We start from the raw sequence: 15798 nt of genomic DNA, 5'->3' as shown, positions 1-15798 counted from the left end.
GCTTTGGCTGTATCCTAAGGCTCACCCGAGCCGATCTCTTCCTTGCGCTGCGCGACATAGGCTTCCAGCGCCTCGCGGCGGTCCTGCGGTAGCGGCGGTTCCTGATAACGCTCAAGCGCCTGCTGCCACATCTCCGTAGCCCGTGTGCTTGCATCCAGGCCGCCGGCAAGCTCCCAGTTCTCATGGTTCTGCCAGTCACTCACCAACGGCTCATAGAAAGCTGTCTTGAACCGATCCATGGTATGGGCGGCGCCAAAGAAATGACCGCCGGGCTCGGTATCGCGGATCGCCTCGAAAGCGAACTCCGCATCGGAGAAATTCACAGGCTCCAGAAAGGCCGCCATATTCTGAAGGATCTCGACATCAAGGATCAGTTTCTCGAAAGACGCGACGAGCCCGCCTTCGAGCCATCCGGCCGCATGATAGATCAAGTTGCCATGCCCCATGACCGCGCCCCAAAGCGCCATCTCTGTCTCGTAAACCGCTTGCGCATCGGCGACATTGGACGCGTTGCATGAGCTGGTCCGATACGGCAACCCGTAATGCCGGGCAAGCTGACCTCCGGCGAGGTTCGCCCAGGCATTCTCAGGCGTCCCGAAGGCGGGGGCGCCGGTGCGCATGTCCACATTCGAGGTGAAGCACCCATAGATCACCGGCGCGCCGGGCCGCACCGCCTGGATCAGTGCGATCGTCAGCAACGCTTCCGCATTCTGCTGTGCCAGCGCAGCCGGGATCGTAACCGGCGTCATCGCACCCATCAGCGTGAAAGGCGTAACGACAACCGCCTGCCCCCTCTCTGCCAAGGTCATTGCCGCATCGGACATTTCCTTGTCGAGCTTACGCGGTGAGTTGACGTTGATGTTGGTGATGGCCGATGGGCTTGCCGCCAGATCCTCGACCGAGAGGCCCCGCGCGATGGCTTGCATTTCCATCAGATCACGCACCCGGCCGCTACCGATGGACATGCCGCTGAACACTTTATCGGTCATGATCAAGTTGGCGAGGTAGGTGTCGAGATGCCGGGTATTCGCGGCCAAATCGGTCGGTGCCAGGGTCTGGTTGCCGAACATGGTGATGACGTTGAAGCTCTGTGCAAGCTTCATCAGGTCCTTGTAGTCTCTGAAATTTCCGGGACGGCGACCGCGCACGGCGTCATGCACATTGGGAGGACCGGAAACCATGCCGAAATTGATCACGTTGCCGCCGATGGTGACAGCCCGTTCAGGATTCCATGGTGTCAGGGTAAAAGTCTCGGGAGCTTTGCCGACGAGGTCCATGACCAGCGCCCGGTCCATGCGCACAATGCCGGTGCCTTCGTCCGTCTCGGCGCCCGCCTCCCGCAATCTGCGCCGCGCATCGGCGCTCATGACCTCAATACCGATTTCCTCGATAATGCGCATCCCGTTCAGGTGCACCTTTTCGAGTTGCTCTGGCGTCATGGGTGCCAGAGGCGGGAATGGATTGACGATCTGCTTGAAGGGCCGTTGCCGGTCCAGGATCGAGCTGTCACCGCCGCGTCTGCGTCCACCGCCAGCCCGGCGTCCGGATCGTCCCTCTGCACCTGGCACGACAATCATCTCCCGGCGCGGCGGTGAGGACCGCCGCATATGCTTATAGGGCGGTCTTTGCTCGCCGCCCTTCCCGTCCTCTTATCGGAACGAATTGATACTTGCCTGTATTTTCAAGTGAAGATCGTCTCCGTCGGACAGGTATTGGCTGAAAACAGACAGCAAGCCATTATGCTTCACCTCGATCCCCGCCGTCCTTGCTACTCGACCACGATCTTCCTGTCATAGCCTTCATCAAGGAGCCTTCCTTTGGACCGTTTGCCCAAGCTCACCCCGAACAATCTCGATCCCGTCCAATTCGGTCTCTACGAAGCAATTACCGGGGGTGTCCGCTTCAAGTCCGGCCCGGGCATAGACATGATGGAGTCGGACGGCGCCCTGCGCGGCCCGTTCAATGCCTGGCTGCACACGCCGGAGACTGGTGAAGCCGCGCAAGCGCTTGGCGTGAAATTGCGGTTCGAGTCTTCGCTGTCCGGCGCAATGCGAGAGGCTGCGATCCTTACCGTGGCGAAACACTGGCGTTCGCAATACGAATGGTGGGCACACGAGCAGATTGCTCTGAAGGAAGGCATGACCCCGGATGAGATTGCCGCAATCAAGAGTGGCGAAGCACCAGCGAGCAATCCGGACCTCGGGTCCGTTCAGAGATTTGTCGCTGAACTGATGCGGACAGGCGATGTTACGGACGAGACCTATGAAGACACCCATACGCGGATTGGCGACCGGGGCATGGCGGATCTTGTCACCCTTGCCGGCTATTACGCGATGATCTCTGCAAACCTGAATGTCTTCCGCGTTTCAGTTCCGGACGGAGAGGAAGAACCATTCAAGGACTAACAGTTCAGGCGTCCAAATCTCAGGCACAAAAAAACCGCCTCACAGGCGGTTCATCATTTGGCCCTAAACGATCCGGGCGCGGCAAACGCCGCGCCCGGATCGAAGGAAGAATCAGCCGCCGTTAACAGAGGTTTTCAGGGCCTGGCCGGCCTTGAACTTCGCCTGCTTGGACGCGGCAATATTGATGGTTTCGCCGGTCCGCGGGTTACGGCCGGTGGTCGCGGCCCGCTCGGAAACGGAGAAGGTGCCAAAGCCGACAAGACGGACATCGCCGCCGCTCTTCAGCGTATCGGTCACAGCGTCGATCACACCATTGACCGCTGCTTCGGCCTGAGCCTGGGTAAGGCCGGTCTTGGTAGCAACCGCTGCGCTGAGTTCGGATTTATTCATGAACTGGTCTCCCGTTGATGATGGCCGAAGTCTCTGAGATTCTCGTTCCCGCTGCAAGCCCCGGAATTGCTCAGAAATACGAGTTTTCTCACGAGATTCGCCGCTAATTTTCGACACTTGCCCGAACCAAATTAAATATTACGCAAAATCAAAGCCTTACGAAAACCCACGTTAAATTTAATATAATCGACACAGCCAAAAAGCGTGGCTGAAAAGCGGCAAAAAACCGCACTGGAACGGCGTTTTTCGTCGATATGAACAGCCAAGACCAATCGATTCAGGGAGAATCAATCGCAAAGCCGATTGGCGTTAACCCTATTCAAGTTGAAAGTCGGTTTGCACAGACGGTGTTCCGAGATAGATCGGAGCGCCTGAAACGCACGCCCACCCAATTGCGACATGTTCATCGATACAGCCTGTATTGGAGGCCACATCGCTGGTACAGATCGTCGCAAACTGGATATCGCCGGTGCCCGCCCGAAGACTGCCATTAAAGAGGATTCTATATAATGAATGAAGAGCGCGCACGTGCCCGGTTCGATACCGCACTTGCAACCTACCGTCAGGAGTTCGAGACCTTCTTTCTGGCGCGGCTGTTTGATCTCGGTTTCGAATATGAAGAAGAGCTTTGCCGGGTCCGCTTCCCCGTCGAAGAGTTCCTCTTCAATCCCCAAGGCAGCCTTCATGGCGGCGCCATCGCCACGGTGATGGATATCTCCATGGGCCACCTGCTGAAAAATGTCACGGGTACCGGCGGCGCTACGCTTGAGATGAAAGTTCAGTATATGCGACCGCTGACCGGCGGCGTTGCAACCTGCGAAGGCCGTGTACTACGGCGCGGGCGTTCGCTTTGCTTCCTTGAGTCGCGCCTGTTTGGCGAAGACGGTAAACTTGCAGCCATGGCGACATCTACCTGGAAAGTGCCAACGCCGAAGTGAAGCAGGGTACAAGTCGACCGGCGCGTTTCCCGCTCGAGTAATTCAACAAACCCAGAAGACGCGGCTCCTCAATTCGACGTCACATCCTCCGTAGAAGTCCCCTAACTTTTCATCACTCCGAATTCCATACGGCCCCCCCTATAGAAGGTGTCACTCACTCACGGATTCAGGTGCTTCACCGCCATCCGATCAGAACAAGTGGCGTGTTCAATCCGTTTGCAGCAAGAACGGAATCAATTTGGTCAGGACAAACTCCGGCGCTTCTTCCGGCAGAAAATGACCCGATGGAGCCGGACCGCCTTCCACCTTACTGCTGCTCCATTCCCGCCACGTATCGAGCGGATCGGCTGGGCCACCGGGTCCGCCAAAACCGCGCACCGCACCAAACATAAACAGGAGTGGACAGGAAAGCGTCCGGCCTTCGTCACGGTCGGCTCTGTCGTGCGTCACATCGATGGTGGCTCCAGCTCGATAATCCTCACATGTTCCTTCAATTACGGCCGGATCCCGCATTGCCTTAAGATAAGCCTCCATCGCACCAGGCTCGAAAACAAAGTCAGGAGCCGCCCATTTGCGCATCAGATACCGATAGAAGAAGTCCGGGTCGTTACCGATCATGGTCTCCGGTACCGGCGAGGGTTGCGCCAGGTAAGACCAGTGAAAGCCACCGACAGCGCCCGACAGATCCATTTTCTCCCACATATCGAGGGTCGGAATCACGTCGAGCGAACAAAACCGCTTGGCCCGTTCCGGGTGATCCATACAGAGACGAAAACCAACCCGCGCTCCCCGATCATGCCCGACGACAGAGAAACTCTGGTGACCAAGCGCGCCCATCACTTCGACAAGATCGCGTGCCATTTCCCGCTTGCTGTGCACCGCATGGTCCGGCGACGGTGCGGGTTTGCCACTCGCGCCATATCCGCGCAAATCCGGGACAATTACGGTGAACTTTTCCGCCAACGCAGGAGCAATTTTGTGCCAGCAATCACCCGTCTGCGGAAACCCGTGGATAAGCAACACCGGATCGCCGTTGCCGGCAGACCGCACAAAGATCTCGGTGCCATTGGCCGTCATCACCTCCGTCATGAACCCATCAAGCATCGTCGTCTCCCGTTTCGAGTTCGACCGTCTTGCCGAGAATGCCGTCAAGGAATGCGGCAATTTCGGTTTGCACTTTTTCCGGAACTTCCAGATGAGGTGAATGACGACATCCCGGAATCATTCGAACCGTCACCCGTCCGCGTGCGCGCCGCGCCACCACATCGACCTGTGCCCTTGTGCCGTACTGGTCGCTGTCTCCCTGGAGGCACAGAACAGGTACCGTAACTTCATCGAGATAATTCTGGATATCCCATGCTTTGAAGCCCGGATCGAGCCAGGCATCGTTCCAGCCCCGAAAGGCGGCATCGACATGTTCGTGATATCTGCCGAGACGCGTGCGAAGGTCTCCATCCGAATAAGCCGTTCGTGCCTCCGCGATGGCGTTCAGGCCCATTGCCTCGGTGAAGAAATGCGGCGCGATTAAAATCACCCCCCGAACCCGCGGATCGCCTTGCGAGCCAGCATGAATGGCCGCAATCGATGCGCCATCACTATGGCCAATCAGTGCACCGTTCGTGAAGCCAATCGCATCTAAAAGCTCCGGCAAGACGAACTTGGCCTCTCGGGTCATGTAATCGAGCGGCCGCGGCAGAGAGCAAGCGTCCGAGCGTCCATATCCCGCCCGGGAATATGCAAACACACCACATCCCGTTTCAGCGAAGAGCTCTTTGGGAAAATCACGCCAGAGATCGACACAACCAAGGCCTTCATGAAGCAATACGAGCGTCGGCGCCTGTCCCGGTGGTGGACCCAACGAATAGGTTTCCAGTAAAGCGCCGCCGATACTCACAGTGCCTGCAACACCTGCCTCATCCCAGCAATATGCGTGGCTGGTCATTTTATCCTCATCTGAATTTGCGCCGTACTCGATGACCCCAAACGTGAAAAGGGGAACACGCAACGAAATCTCGTTCAATTGCTGGGGCAGCACCATTGATTAAGCACAAATGCACGAACGCTGTGCTGCGTTTTTGGAAGTTGCCTTCAAGGCACAGATAACCGACAACGTACACATCAATGCATACGTTATTTTCATTTGTGAGAACTGTACGATATGAATAGCAACCGCATCTATCGCATCGCCCTGTTTGACGGAGACGGTATCGGGCCTGAAATCATGGCCCCGACGCGAACCGTTCTTGATGTGGTAGCGAAGCGAATTGGCCGCAAGCTTGAATTCGACACACTGCCGGCCGGCGCGCAACACTACGCGGAAACAGGCGAGGCCTTGCCTGCCGCTTCCATCAATGCGGCCCGCAGCGCCGATGCTATTTTGCTCTCCGCCATGGGTCTGCCGAACATCCGAAAACAGGACGGAACAGAGATCACTCCACAAATCGATCTCCGCTTCGCCCTCGGCCTCTATGCAGGTGTACGCCCGGTGAAACTGTATAAAGGCCAGCCATCGCCGCTCGCCGACCCGCGCGCCTTCGAGACCGATTTCGTGCTGATCCGTGAATCGACCGAAGGACTGTTCGCACACATGCATGAGGGCAAGGTCGTCGATGACAGTTACGCGACCGAAACCCTGCGGATCACCCGCGCTACCAGTGAGAAACTGTTCGACTTTGCCTTCCGTCTCGCGGGACTGCGCGCCGCAAAGCGCGGCAAACCTGGGCGCGTAACATGCGTCGACAAGGCGAACGTATTCCGGTCTTTCTGGTTCTTCCGCTCGATCTTCGAGGAACGCGCCAAGGCTTTTCCTGATATTGCCGCTGATAGCGCCTACGTCGATGCCTTCGCCATGTGGATGGTGCAGAAGCCCTGGGAGTTCGATGTCGTCGTCACCGAGAACATGTTCGGCGATATACTCTCCGATCTCGGCGCTGGCATAATGGGCTCTCTCGGACTAGCGCCGTCCGCCGATATCGGGGACGAAAATGCGGTCTTCCAGCCTTGCCACGGAAGCGCGCCAGACATTGCCGGACAGGGCCTTGCAAACCCGCTCGCAATGTTCCTGTCTGCCGCAATGATGCTGGAATGGCTCGCCGGCGAGCATGACGACAATGCGCTTACGGAAGGGGCTCAGATGATAGAGGGCGCTGTCTCCGAAATACTCGACGGTGGCATGCCCCTCACCCGCGACCTTGGCGGCGACGCGGGAACCGAGCAAATGGCAGACGCAGTATTGAGTAGGATAAGCGCATGAGTCTTAAGGTCGGTATGATCGGCGGCGGCTATTTCGGCCGCTTCCATATCAATGCGTGGCGCCGGATAGAGAATACCGAACTGATCGGTGTTGCGGACCTGTCAGAAACGAGGCGCGGCGAACTCTCCACACTCTATCCGGACCTCGTGCTGCATCCCGATATTCACGCGCTTCTTGCGGCAGGACCTCCTGACATCCTCGATGTCGCGGTTCCGCCAGCGCATCAGGCCGATCTCATTCGCCCCTTATTGGGTAGAATTCGAACCATCATCTGCCAGAAACCTTTCTGTCGATCACTGACGGAAGCGGAGGATTTGACCAGGGCGGCGGAACAGGCAGGCACGACATTGATCGTGCATGAGAATTTCCGGTTCATGCCATGGTACAGAGCAATCCGGGACGAGATCGACAATGGTCGCCTCGGAGCTGTCCGCCAGGCATGTTTCAGATTGAGACCGGGAGATGGCGGCGGCGCCGACGCCTATCTGTCACGGCAACCCTATTTCCGCGACATGGAGCGTTTCCTGGTCCATGAAACCGGCATTCATTGGATCGACGTTTTCCGTTTCCTGTTCGGCGAGCCGGAAACGATCTATGCGGACCTCTGGCGCGCCAACCCTGCGATAAAAGGCGAAGATGCCGGCTTGATGATCCTGAGCTGGCCGAACGGCCTGCGGGCAACGCTGGATGCAAACCGAACTCTCGATCACGCGGCGGAAAACCATCGCCTCACCATGGGCGAGTTCACGCTTGAAGGCGAGAACGCCACGATTACCCTCGACGGTCATGGACAACTCGCATGCCGGTCTCGCGGCGCAACCGGTTCAGTAGAAATTCCCTACGACTTAGAGGACCGCGACTTCGGCGGCGACTGTGTTTTCCGCTTCCAGCAGCATGTCATTTCACATTTGCTAAGCGACACCCCCCTCGAAACCCTTGCAAAAGACTATCTGCAGAATATCCGTATCGAAGAATCCGCCTATCGGTCCGCCGAACAACGGCAGCAAATTAGTCTACAAAAGCAGAAACACAAATGACCGACGACAAACATCCGAGCGCCGGGGCGAAGGCATATGACGCGATCAAGGCAATGATCCTTGATGGTCGGCTGAAACCCTCTGCGTCTTATCTCGAGGCAGAACTCGCGGAACGGATCGGCGTAAGCCGAACACCGGTGCGAGAGGCCGCGCTTCGGCTGGAACGCGACGGTCTGGTGATCGTTCGGCCGCGGCGCGGCGTCCAAATATTGCCGGTATCCGCCGAGGACATGACCGAAATCTACCAGTTGCTGACCGCGCTTGAGCCGCTGGCAGCGCAACTCGCGGCGGAGCGCGGTCTGAGCGCTCAGCAGGCCGAGGCCATGGATAATGCGACGACTCGAATGGAACAGGCCCTGGCCAATGACAATCTGGTCGCGTGGGCGGAGGCCGACGATGAATTCCATGCACTACTTGTCGAAGCGTCGGGAAACAAGCGCCTGATCGAAGCGACCGCGCGCTATAGGGCTCAGGTTCACCGGGCCCGCATGGCGACCCTCAGCCTGCGCCCGCGGCCAACACAATCGACAGTGGACCATCGCGCGCTCCTCGACTGTCTCCTTAAGAGAGATATGTCAGGCGCAAGGGATGTTCACTTCGCCCACCGGCAGCAGGCCGGACAGATGCTCACCGAATTGCTTGCACGGCATCATTTCGACAATCTCTGAAGCTGCTCTGACGACAAGATGTCTCCCAGCCCTAAAGCCAAAGAGAACGAGAAAGACTCAGCTTCCCGCCCGCCAAACCGGCATCAGCTCATAGACCGGCCCCTCAACCAGTTTGCTCCGATCAAGTGCTGAGAGATCATTCCCTACGATGATCTGGCGGATCTCTTTGATGTAGTCCTGGCCGCGCTCTGAGTAGCGCGACAAGGCAGAGGCCAGCGCTTCGCCCGAGAAAGGTTTGCCCTCCGCACGCGCAGCGGCTCGGTCTTCGCGAAATTCACGATAAGCACGATTCGTGTTCAGGTTTCGAAGGTAACTGCGAACGGAATGTAGTGGCGAGCGGAACGAAGCGACCTTGTGGTCACCTTTTTCAGCTCTTTGTTCCTCCGGGACCATGCCCTTGCCGCCGAAGGTCCATTGCCCGAACAAGGCATTTCCCTCAACCGCAAAGCGCGAGGTTCCCCATGCACTCTCCGTCGCCGCCTGGGCAAGTGCCAGCGACGGCGGCACGATATCGATGCGGCGCGTGAGCGTTTTCAGGAGTTTGGTTACCGAAATCACGTCACTATCCTCAGACAACCGGTATTTATTGGCTAAAGAGCGCAGTTCGTCCAGATCCCCCTCATACGGGACACGCGTCGTTTCCAGTCTGCTCTTCAAATGCATCAACGCTTCGCGGTCGGACGTAACCTCCTCGTTCGCCATCAGGATCAACGGCAGGATCATGCGGAAAAAAATCTGCTTTTTCTGCTCGACGGTCACTTCCTTGAACGTCACTTCCGCAAACCGTTCAGGAACCTGAAGCAAAACCAGCCGCGGCACATCGGTTTGCCCCGCTTTCCAAGTCGCAGCGGTGTAATTGAGTGCTGTTGTCAGCTGAGCCAGATCTTTGAAGGCAACAAACTCTATGCGCTCGACTGGGCGGCCTTCACTAATAGGTTCCCGATCTTTAGGTTCCCGATCTTCTATCGGTTCGACCATCCGTGCTGTCTGATTGAACGCACTGCAGACCCAAAGCACCAGAAGAGCGGCGAAAAACGCCGACCCGAAACGACCCATTACCTTAACCTCACCGGAAACGCATCCATACCAAAACGCAGCGAAGCGGCGTTCCCTATCGATGTCGCGGCACAATGACAATCAAATAAATAGAAATAATTTAGGCTGTGCCAAAACGCAGGCCCGGCTGGTGTTACCAACTTCATGGCAGCTCCGCCGGAGAACCGATAGCATAGCCCCGCTACAGGACCCCAGCGAGGACGGACATGAGCAACGCGGCGAGCCGGAACGAGAAGGCGGCTAAATCCAGCGCTAAGCTCTTACTCGCGCTGTTCATCACCGGCGGGATTGCGGTCTGGGGCATCGCCGACACAAGAGGCCTCGCTGATCTGGCCCAGAGTGTGGTCGGGTTCTATTTCACCAGCCGTGGCTGGTTCGTCATGCTTACGGTCAGTGTCCTGCTGATTACGGCAGTCGGCCTCGCTTTCTCACCATATGGCCGGATCGTTCTCGGCAAGGACGACGATAAACCAGAGTTTTCAACACCCGAATGGATCTCAATGCTCTTTGCCGCCGGTATGGGCGTCGGATTGCTCTACTGGGGCTCGGCAGAGCCGATCACGCATTATCTGATCGCGCGCGATTACACCGGCGAGGGAGACGCGGCGACAGCAGCTCTCTTCGCGACCAACTTTCACTGGGGCCTCCATGCTTGGGCGATATACGCGATAATGGGAATGATCATCGCCTATTTCAGCTTCCGCCGTGACTGTCCGACCCTGCTCAGCACCCCGATCGAGTTGGTCTTTGGCAGGCGCCACTGGACACGAAGCATTGGCTGGCTCAGCGACGTGATGGCCATCATTGCCATAGCCATTGGGCTGGGTGGCTCGATGGCTATGGGTGTCTTCCAGGTCCAGGGCGGCATCGAAAGCATCCTTGGAATCGAGCCGGTAGGACTGAGCCTCACACTCCCCGTTTTTGCTGTCCTCTGCACCGCCTATGTTCTGCCGCTGCTGCTGCCTCTTGATCGGGGCATGTCCCTGATGTCGGAGGCCGCGATGTTAATCGCCGGTGCGCTCATGATCTTCGTTCTCCTCGCCGGCCCCACCCATTACATCATGAGCGCTATCGTCGAGCAGATCGGGACCTATGTCAGCGATGTCCTTGCGCAAGGCTTCGTCACCTACACATTCTTCGACAAGAGGGTTGGTCATTGGTTCCATGACTGGACCCTGACCTACATGGTCTGGTGGCTGGCCTGGGCGCCATTCGTCGGCGTCTTCATTGCGCGCATATCACGCGGCCGGACGATCCGGGAGTTCGTCGTCGGCGTGATACTGGTCCCGACACTCTTTTCCATGGCGTGGTTCGGAACGTTCGGTGCCGCCGGCTTCTACGATATTCTGCGCCGCCCCACAGGTATCCTCGCCGTGACCGAGAAAGACCCGGCCTACACAAGCTTTTTCCTTCTGCAGAGTTTACCGCTCACGACCATTACAAGCATTGCCACCATTGTAGCGGCTTTCCTCTTTATCGTAACAAGCGTGGTTAGCGCCGCCTTCGTCCTAGGCATGTTTTCGACCGGCGGAAACCTGAATCCGGACCGCAAGGTGAAGCTGGCCTGGGGGGTAGTGCTCGGCGCGCTTGGATTAGTGATGATTCTTTCCGGCAGCATTGACGCCGTGAAATCGATAATCGCGCTCGGCGCCTTGCCTTTCGTCTTTATCGTCCTGCTTTTGTTGGTCTGCTTTCTGAAGGCGTTGAAAACGGAGCTCCCGAAGTGAACGAATTCCATATCCCCGACATGCTCGGCAACGTGGCGACCTTCGTCTTCATCGGCGCCCTCTTCTACCTGTATTTCCGGAAGGAAAAGGACTGATCCTGCTCACCGGATCAGGCCGCGCCACGCTTGCCTTCCAGCCCTCCCTTTTCCCGGATGAAGGCCGCGATCTCGGCAATACCCTCGCCGTTCTTCAATTGCGTGAAGACAAACGGCCTGTCTCCGCGCTGACGTTTGGTGTCTTCCGCCATCACCCCTAAATCGGCCCCGACCAGAGGTGCCAGATCCGTCTTGTTGATGACCAGCAGATCTGACCGGGTAATCCCCGGCCCGCCCTTACGCGGGATCTTCTCTCCAGCGGCAACGTCGATTACGTAAATCGTAAGGTCCGCCAGTTCCGGACTGAAGGTTGCTGCAAGATTATCCCCGCCGGACTCGATCAGCGCCAATTCCGCAGAGGAAAACGACGAGACCATCGTGTCGATGGCGGCAAGGTTGATGGAAGCATCCTCACGGATCGCCGTGTGCGGGCAGCCACCGGTTTCCACCCCCATGATCCGCTCTGCGGCAATGGCCCCCGTGCGGGTTAAAATTTTCTGGTCTTCCTTGGTATAGATATCGTTGGTGATCACGAACATATCCGTATCCGCGCTCATTTCCCGGCACAGCATCTCACAGAGTGCGGTTTTCCCTGAGCCGACCGGCCCGCCAATGCCGACCCGAAGCGGTCCCGTAGCCATCTTTTTCTCCCTTATGATCTGAACAGCCGGCCGTCCATGGCCTCATGCTGCATCGAACTCCATTCCGCCATCAGTGCCGCCGTGCCGATATCGTCGATGCTGCGCCCTTCAGACGCACACCAGACCTCATCGACACTGACTTCCAGCGCTGCGATGACCCGTTGTCCATCAGTCTGACCAAGCGGCACAGCCCGCACGGCGGCTGAAACAAGATTATGAACAAAAGCCTGCAAATAGAGTGGCCCGGCCAGATCCAGCGCAATGTCAGCCGCTGCTGTGATGGCGCCATAAGCCACCGGCAATGGTGGAGCCGGCGGCAATGCGATCTGCTCAATCTCTCCCCAGGCGGCAGAGACAGTCTTGATAAAGGCCGTCCCCTGAGAGGAAGCTTCCAGTCGTAACTCGGCAGTCGGGATCAGAGCCGTTGCGAATTCCGTAAGCACGTAGAGAGCCTTTTCATCGCCACCCGAGGCATGCCGCCAAGCCTCGGACAAAAGGATCGCATCGCTGGCGCCGGAGCCGAACTTCAACAGACCGTCAATCCAGTCCCGCAACGTCTCCGCATCAGAGACAAGCCCGCCTTCGATCGCGGCTTCGACCCCATGGCTATAGCTGTAGGCTCCGATCGGAAAAGATGGGGAAAGCCAGGATTGCAGGCGTAACGCCGCCCGGGTTGCCGAAACGTCAGTCATGGTGGTGATGGTGGGAATGCCCCGCATCGTGACAGTGATCATCGTGATTGTGGTCGTGGCCATGGGCATGATCATATGCTCCGCCTTCCGGCTGGAACGGCTGCTCCGTCTCCGTCACAGTGGCGCCGAGCCCGCGCAGCATGTCCGCAATCACATGATCCGGCCGCAGCAGGATCGCATCTTCCAAAATCTGAGCAGGCAGGTGCCGGTTGCCGATATGCCAGGCAATCCGCAGCAGGTGGTGCCTGTCTGTTGCACGAACTTCCATCACCGCTTCCGGCGCCGCCATTACACGGATCCAACCGCCTTCTTCCAGAGACAGACCGTCACCGTCAGAAAGGGCGACAGCGCGGGGCAGATCCAGCAACAGTGTCGACCCGCTATCCGTTTCCAGACGGATACGGCGGCGATGACGGTCATCGAAAGCCAATGTTACTCGGTCGATTTCGCCGCCGGAGTCCCAATGCCCGGACGGTGCGTGCGCAACCGCCCGGCCAAAGTCTCTAACGGTGGGGTCTCTATCCACCATCAGAGCCTCAATACATAAAGTAGCGTTGAGTCATGGACAGCTCCGCTGCCGGCTCGCACGTCAGCAGTTCGCCATCGGCCCGGACTTCGTAGGTTTCCGGATCGACCGAAATATCAGGCAGTACATCGTTTAGGATCATTGATTTTTTCGAGATACCAGCTCTGGTATTGCGTACCGGCAGGGTCTCTTTCTGCAATCCAAAATGGCTTCCGATATTAGCTTCGAAGGCGGCTTCGCTGATGAACGTGACCGCACTCTTCGTCAGGGAGCGTCCGAAGCTGCCGAACATCGGCCGGTAATGCTGCGGCTGCGGCGTCGGAATAGAAGCATTCGGATCGCCCATGATCGCGGTAGCGATGGTGCCACATTTGAGTACCATGTCGGGCTTCACTCCGAAAAAGGCCGGCGACCAGACCACCAGATCCGCCAGCTTGCCGACTTCGACGGAACCCACATGCGTGTCGATGCCCTGCGCGATTGCCGGATTAATCGTGTATTTCGCGATGTAGCGCCGGGCACGGAAATTATCGTTATTGCCCTTCTCCTCCGGCAGCGCGCCGAATTGCTTCTTCATCTTGTCGGCGGTCTGCCAGGTTCGGATCAGCACCTCGCCGACCCGGCCCATGGCCTGGCTGTCGGACGAGATGATCGAGAAGGCGCCCCGGTCATGCAGGATATCCTCGGCGGCGATAGTTTCGCGCCGAATCCGGCTTTCGGCGAAGGCGACGTCTTCCTGAATGCTTTTCGACAGGTGATGGCAGACCATCAGCATGTCGAGATGCTCATCGATGGTGTTCACCGTGAAAGGCCGCGTCGGGTTGGTGGAGGACGGGATCACGTTGGAGAGCCCGCAGACCTTGATGATATCCGGCGCATGACCGCCGCCTGCACCCTCGGTATGGAACGCGTGAATGGTGCGGCCCTTGAACGCGTCCACCGTATTCTCGACGAAACCGGACTCGTTCAGCGTATCCGTATGGATCAGCACCTGAACGTCCATCTCGTCGGCGACGGAGAGGCAATTGTCGATAGCCGCCGGCGTCGTCCCCCAGTCCTCGTGCAGTTTCAGACCGCAGACACCGGCCAGCACCTGCTCACGCAGGCCTTCCGGTTGGCTTGCATTGCCTTTCCCGAAGAAACCGAGGTTCATCGGAAAGGATTCGGCTGCCTGGAGCATGCGCTCGATATGCCAGGGCCCCGGCGTGCAGGTTGTCGCATTCGTGCCCGTTGCCGGACCTGTTCCGCCGCCCATCATGGTGGTGACGCCGGAATTCAGCGCCTCTTCGATCTGTTGCGGGCAGATGAAGTGGATGTGCGGGTCGATACCACCGGCGGTGATGATCTTGCCTTCGCCCGCAATGGCTTCGGTGCCGGGTCCGACAATGATATTCACCCCGCTCTGCACATCGGGATTTCCGGCCTTTCCGATGGCGAAAATGCGGCCATCCTTCAGCCCTACATCGGCTTTCACCACGCCCCAATGATCGAGGATCAGCGCATTCGTGATGACTGTATCGACAGCCCCGTCCGCGCGGGTGGTCTGGGACTGGCCCATACCGTCACGGATCACCTTGCCGCCGCCGAACTTCACTTCCTCGCCGTAGAAGGTGCGGTCCTCCTCAACTTCTATGAACAAATCGGTATCGGCGAGCCGGACCTTGTCACCAACGGTCGGACCGAACATGCCAGCATAGTCCTGTCGTGAGATCCTGTAAGGCATATCAGGCTCCTCCCCCACCGAGCGGCCCCATCACCGCCTGATTGAAACCGTAGACTTTCCGGTCGCCTTTGAACGGGACCAGATCGACCGTCCTTGTCTGCCCCGGCTCGAACCGGACAGCCGTGCCAGACGGGATGTCCAGCCGCATGCCACGCGCTGCGTCGCGATCGAACGAGAGACCCGGATTGGTCTCCGCGAAATGATAGTGTGAGCCGACCTGTACCGGCCGGTCGCCGGTGTTCGCGACCTCGATGGTGATGGCCTCGGCGCCTTCGTTCAGAACGATCTCGCCTTCAGCCGCGATGATTTCTCCCGGGATCATGGCGCCCTCCTAGCGGATCGGATCGTGGACGGTGACCAACTTGGTCCCGTCCGGAAAAGTGGCTTCAACCTGAACTTCATGGATCATCTCGGCGATCCCTTCCATCACGTCGGAGCGTTTTACGACACTGGCACCAGCCGCCATCAGATCGGCAACGGAACGGCCATCGCGCGCACCCTCGACCACGTAATCGGTGATCAGTGCGATCGATTCCGGGTAGTTCAGCTTCACGCCCCGCGCCAGCCGGCCACGCGCGACCATGGCCGCGACGGAAACCATCAGCTTGTCTTTTTCTCTCGGTGTCAGGTTCACCCCGGCCTCCCCT

General features: G+C 58.2%; 17 protein-coding genes. 6 read left to right on the top strand and 11 right to left on the bottom strand.

Annotated features, from left to right (window positions below; genetic code table 11):
* Positions 1–14: 14 nt before the first annotated feature.
* On the bottom strand, positions 15–1568 hold the full coding sequence (locus ABJ076_RS20385) for a trimethylamine methyltransferase family protein (protein WP_348193162.1): 1554 nt from the start codon (positions 1566–1568) through the stop codon (positions 15–17).
* 249 nt (positions 1569–1817) lie between these two features.
* Between ABJ076_RS20385 and ABJ076_RS20380 the strand changes: the two genes are divergently transcribed.
* Positions 1818–2405 carry a carboxymuconolactone decarboxylase family protein gene (locus ABJ076_RS20380; protein ID WP_348193160.1) on the top strand — a complete coding sequence of 196 codons (588 nt, stop codon included), beginning with the start codon at positions 1818–1820 and terminating at the stop codon, positions 2403–2405.
* A 111-nt stretch (positions 2406–2516) separates the two neighbouring features.
* Here ABJ076_RS20380 and ABJ076_RS20375 read toward each other — a convergent pair whose 3' ends face one another.
* Positions 2517–2852, bottom strand: coding sequence for an HU family DNA-binding protein (locus ABJ076_RS20375; RefSeq protein ID WP_348193157.1), 336 nt, complete (start codon positions 2850–2852; stop codon positions 2517–2519).
* 452 nt (positions 2853–3304) lie between these two features.
* Between ABJ076_RS20375 and ABJ076_RS20370 the strand changes: the two genes are divergently transcribed.
* On the top strand, positions 3305–3733 hold the full coding sequence (locus tag ABJ076_RS20370; protein WP_348193155.1) for a PaaI family thioesterase: 429 nt from the start codon (positions 3305–3307) through the stop codon (positions 3731–3733).
* 207 nt (positions 3734–3940) lie between these two features.
* Here ABJ076_RS20370 and ABJ076_RS20365 read toward each other — a convergent pair whose 3' ends face one another.
* Positions 3941–4837: an alpha/beta hydrolase gene (locus tag ABJ076_RS20365; protein WP_348193152.1), complete on the bottom strand. Its 897-nt coding sequence runs from the start codon at positions 4835–4837 to the stop codon at positions 3941–3943.
* Entirely contained in the window at positions 4830–5675 is an 846-nt protein-coding gene (locus tag ABJ076_RS20360) for an alpha/beta hydrolase (RefSeq protein ID WP_348193149.1), read from the bottom strand. The genes ABJ076_RS20365 and ABJ076_RS20360 overlap by 8 nt, the downstream gene beginning before the upstream one ends.
* Before the next feature lie 216 nt (positions 5676–5891).
* Between ABJ076_RS20360 and ABJ076_RS20355 the strand changes: the two genes are divergently transcribed.
* Genes ABJ076_RS20355 through ABJ076_RS20345 form a run of 3 tightly spaced genes read left to right on the top strand, consistent with a single transcriptional unit; the run spans position 5892 to position 8691 of the window.
* Complete coding sequence (locus ABJ076_RS20355; protein ID WP_348193146.1) at positions 5892–6986, top strand: isocitrate/isopropylmalate dehydrogenase family protein; 1095 nt, start codon at positions 5892–5894, stop codon at positions 6984–6986.
* The gene (locus ABJ076_RS20350) at positions 6983–8023 is read left to right on the top strand and encodes a Gfo/Idh/MocA family oxidoreductase (RefSeq protein ID WP_348193143.1); all 1041 of its coding nucleotides are present in this window, start codon (positions 6983–6985) and stop codon (positions 8021–8023) included. Before ABJ076_RS20355 ends, ABJ076_RS20350 begins: the two co-directional genes overlap by 4 nt.
* Entirely contained in the window at positions 8020–8691 is a 672-nt protein-coding gene (locus ABJ076_RS20345) for a GntR family transcriptional regulator (protein ID WP_348193141.1), read from the top strand. Before ABJ076_RS20350 ends, ABJ076_RS20345 begins: the two co-directional genes overlap by 4 nt.
* 57 nt (positions 8692–8748) lie before the next feature.
* Here ABJ076_RS20345 and ABJ076_RS20340 read toward each other — a convergent pair whose 3' ends face one another.
* The gene (locus ABJ076_RS20340; protein WP_348193138.1) at positions 8749–9747 is read right to left on the bottom strand and encodes a glucosaminidase domain-containing protein; all 999 of its coding nucleotides are present in this window, start codon (positions 9745–9747) and stop codon (positions 8749–8751) included.
* Positions 9748–9953: 206 nt separating this feature from the next.
* On the opposite strand from ABJ076_RS20340, the gene ABJ076_RS20335 reads away from it, so the two are divergent.
* Positions 9954–11474 (top strand): BCCT family transporter, encoded by a 1521-nt coding sequence (locus tag ABJ076_RS20335; RefSeq protein ID WP_348193136.1) that lies wholly within the window; start codon positions 9954–9956, stop codon positions 11472–11474.
* Between the two features lie 109 nt (positions 11475–11583).
* Here the strand turns inward: ABJ076_RS20335 and ureG are convergent, their stop codons facing one another.
* From ureG to ABJ076_RS20305, 6 genes are read right to left on the bottom strand one after another with little or no spacing between them, the layout of a single operon-like run.
* Complete coding sequence (gene ureG / locus ABJ076_RS20330) at positions 11584–12210, bottom strand: urease accessory protein UreG (RefSeq protein ID WP_348198257.1); 627 nt, start codon at positions 12208–12210, stop codon at positions 11584–11586.
* A gap of 11 nt (positions 12211–12221) precedes the next feature.
* Complete coding sequence (locus ABJ076_RS20325) at positions 12222–12971, bottom strand: urease accessory UreF family protein (protein ID WP_348193131.1); 750 nt, start codon at positions 12969–12971, stop codon at positions 12222–12224.
* Positions 12895–13431: an urease accessory protein UreE gene (gene ureE, locus ABJ076_RS20320; protein ID WP_348193128.1), complete on the bottom strand. Its 537-nt coding sequence runs from the start codon at positions 13429–13431 to the stop codon at positions 12895–12897. Before ureE ends, ABJ076_RS20325 begins: the two co-directional genes overlap by 77 nt.
* A gap of 7 nt (positions 13432–13438) precedes the next feature.
* Positions 13439–15151, bottom strand: a complete 1713-nt coding sequence (ureC, locus tag ABJ076_RS20315) for an urease subunit alpha (protein WP_348193125.1) — start codon at positions 15149–15151, stop codon at positions 13439–13441.
* 1 nt (position 15152) lies between these two features.
* A complete protein-coding gene (locus tag ABJ076_RS20310) occupies positions 15153–15473 on the bottom strand; it encodes an urease subunit beta (protein WP_348193123.1) in 321 nt (106 codons plus the stop codon).
* Between the two features lie 9 nt (positions 15474–15482).
* Positions 15483–15785 carry an urease subunit gamma gene (locus ABJ076_RS20305; RefSeq protein ID WP_348193120.1) on the bottom strand — a complete coding sequence of 101 codons (303 nt, stop codon included), beginning with the start codon at positions 15783–15785 and terminating at the stop codon, positions 15483–15485.
* Positions 15786–15798 lie beyond the last annotated feature (13 nt).

Origin of the sequence: Nisaea sp., assembly GCF_039990255.1 — a bacterium.
In the GTDB taxonomy this organism is placed as follows: domain Bacteria; phylum Pseudomonadota; class Alphaproteobacteria; order Thalassobaculales; family Thalassobaculaceae; genus Nisaea.
This window is presented reverse-complemented; position numbering and strand designations above follow the sequence as displayed.

What these genes read in the sequence shown, in the direction of transcription:
- ABJ076_RS20370 (WP_348193155.1), top strand. Translation starts at nt 3,305, where the DNA reads ATGAATGAAGAGCGCGCACGTGCCCGGTTCGATACCGCACTTGCAACC.
- ABJ076_RS20365 (WP_348193152.1), bottom strand. Translation starts at nt 4,837, where the DNA reads ATGCTTGATGGGTTCATGACGGAGGTGATGACGGCCAATGGCACCGAG.
- ABJ076_RS20360 (WP_348193149.1), bottom strand. Translation starts at nt 5,675, where the DNA reads ATGACCAGCCACGCATATTGCTGGGATGAGGCAGGTGTTGCAGGCACT.
- ABJ076_RS20355 (WP_348193146.1), top strand. Translation starts at nt 5,892, where the DNA reads ATGAATAGCAACCGCATCTATCGCATCGCCCTGTTTGACGGAGACGGT.
- ABJ076_RS20350 (WP_348193143.1), top strand. Translation starts at nt 6,983, where the DNA reads ATGAGTCTTAAGGTCGGTATGATCGGCGGCGGCTATTTCGGCCGCTTC.
- ABJ076_RS20345 (WP_348193141.1), top strand. Translation starts at nt 8,020, where the DNA reads ATGACCGACGACAAACATCCGAGCGCCGGGGCGAAGGCATATGACGCG.
- ABJ076_RS20340 (WP_348193138.1), bottom strand. Translation starts at nt 9,747, where the DNA reads ATGGGTCGTTTCGGGTCGGCGTTTTTCGCCGCTCTTCTGGTGCTTTGG.
- ABJ076_RS20335 (WP_348193136.1), top strand. Translation starts at nt 9,954, where the DNA reads ATGAGCAACGCGGCGAGCCGGAACGAGAAGGCGGCTAAATCCAGCGCT.
- ureG (WP_348198257.1), bottom strand. Translation starts at nt 12,210, where the DNA reads ATGGCTACGGGACCGCTTCGGGTCGGCATTGGCGGGCCGGTCGGCTCA.
- ABJ076_RS20325 (WP_348193131.1), bottom strand. Translation starts at nt 12,971, where the DNA reads ATGCCCATGGCCACGACCACAATCACGATGATCACTGTCACGATGCGG.
- ureE (WP_348193128.1), bottom strand. Translation starts at nt 13,431, where the DNA reads ATGGTGGATAGAGACCCCACCGTTAGAGACTTTGGCCGGGCGGTTGCG.
- ureC (WP_348193125.1), bottom strand. Translation starts at nt 15,151, where the DNA reads ATGCCTTACAGGATCTCACGACAGGACTATGCTGGCATGTTCGGTCCG.
- ABJ076_RS20310 (WP_348193123.1), bottom strand. Translation starts at nt 15,473, where the DNA reads ATGATCCCGGGAGAAATCATCGCGGCTGAAGGCGAGATCGTTCTGAAC.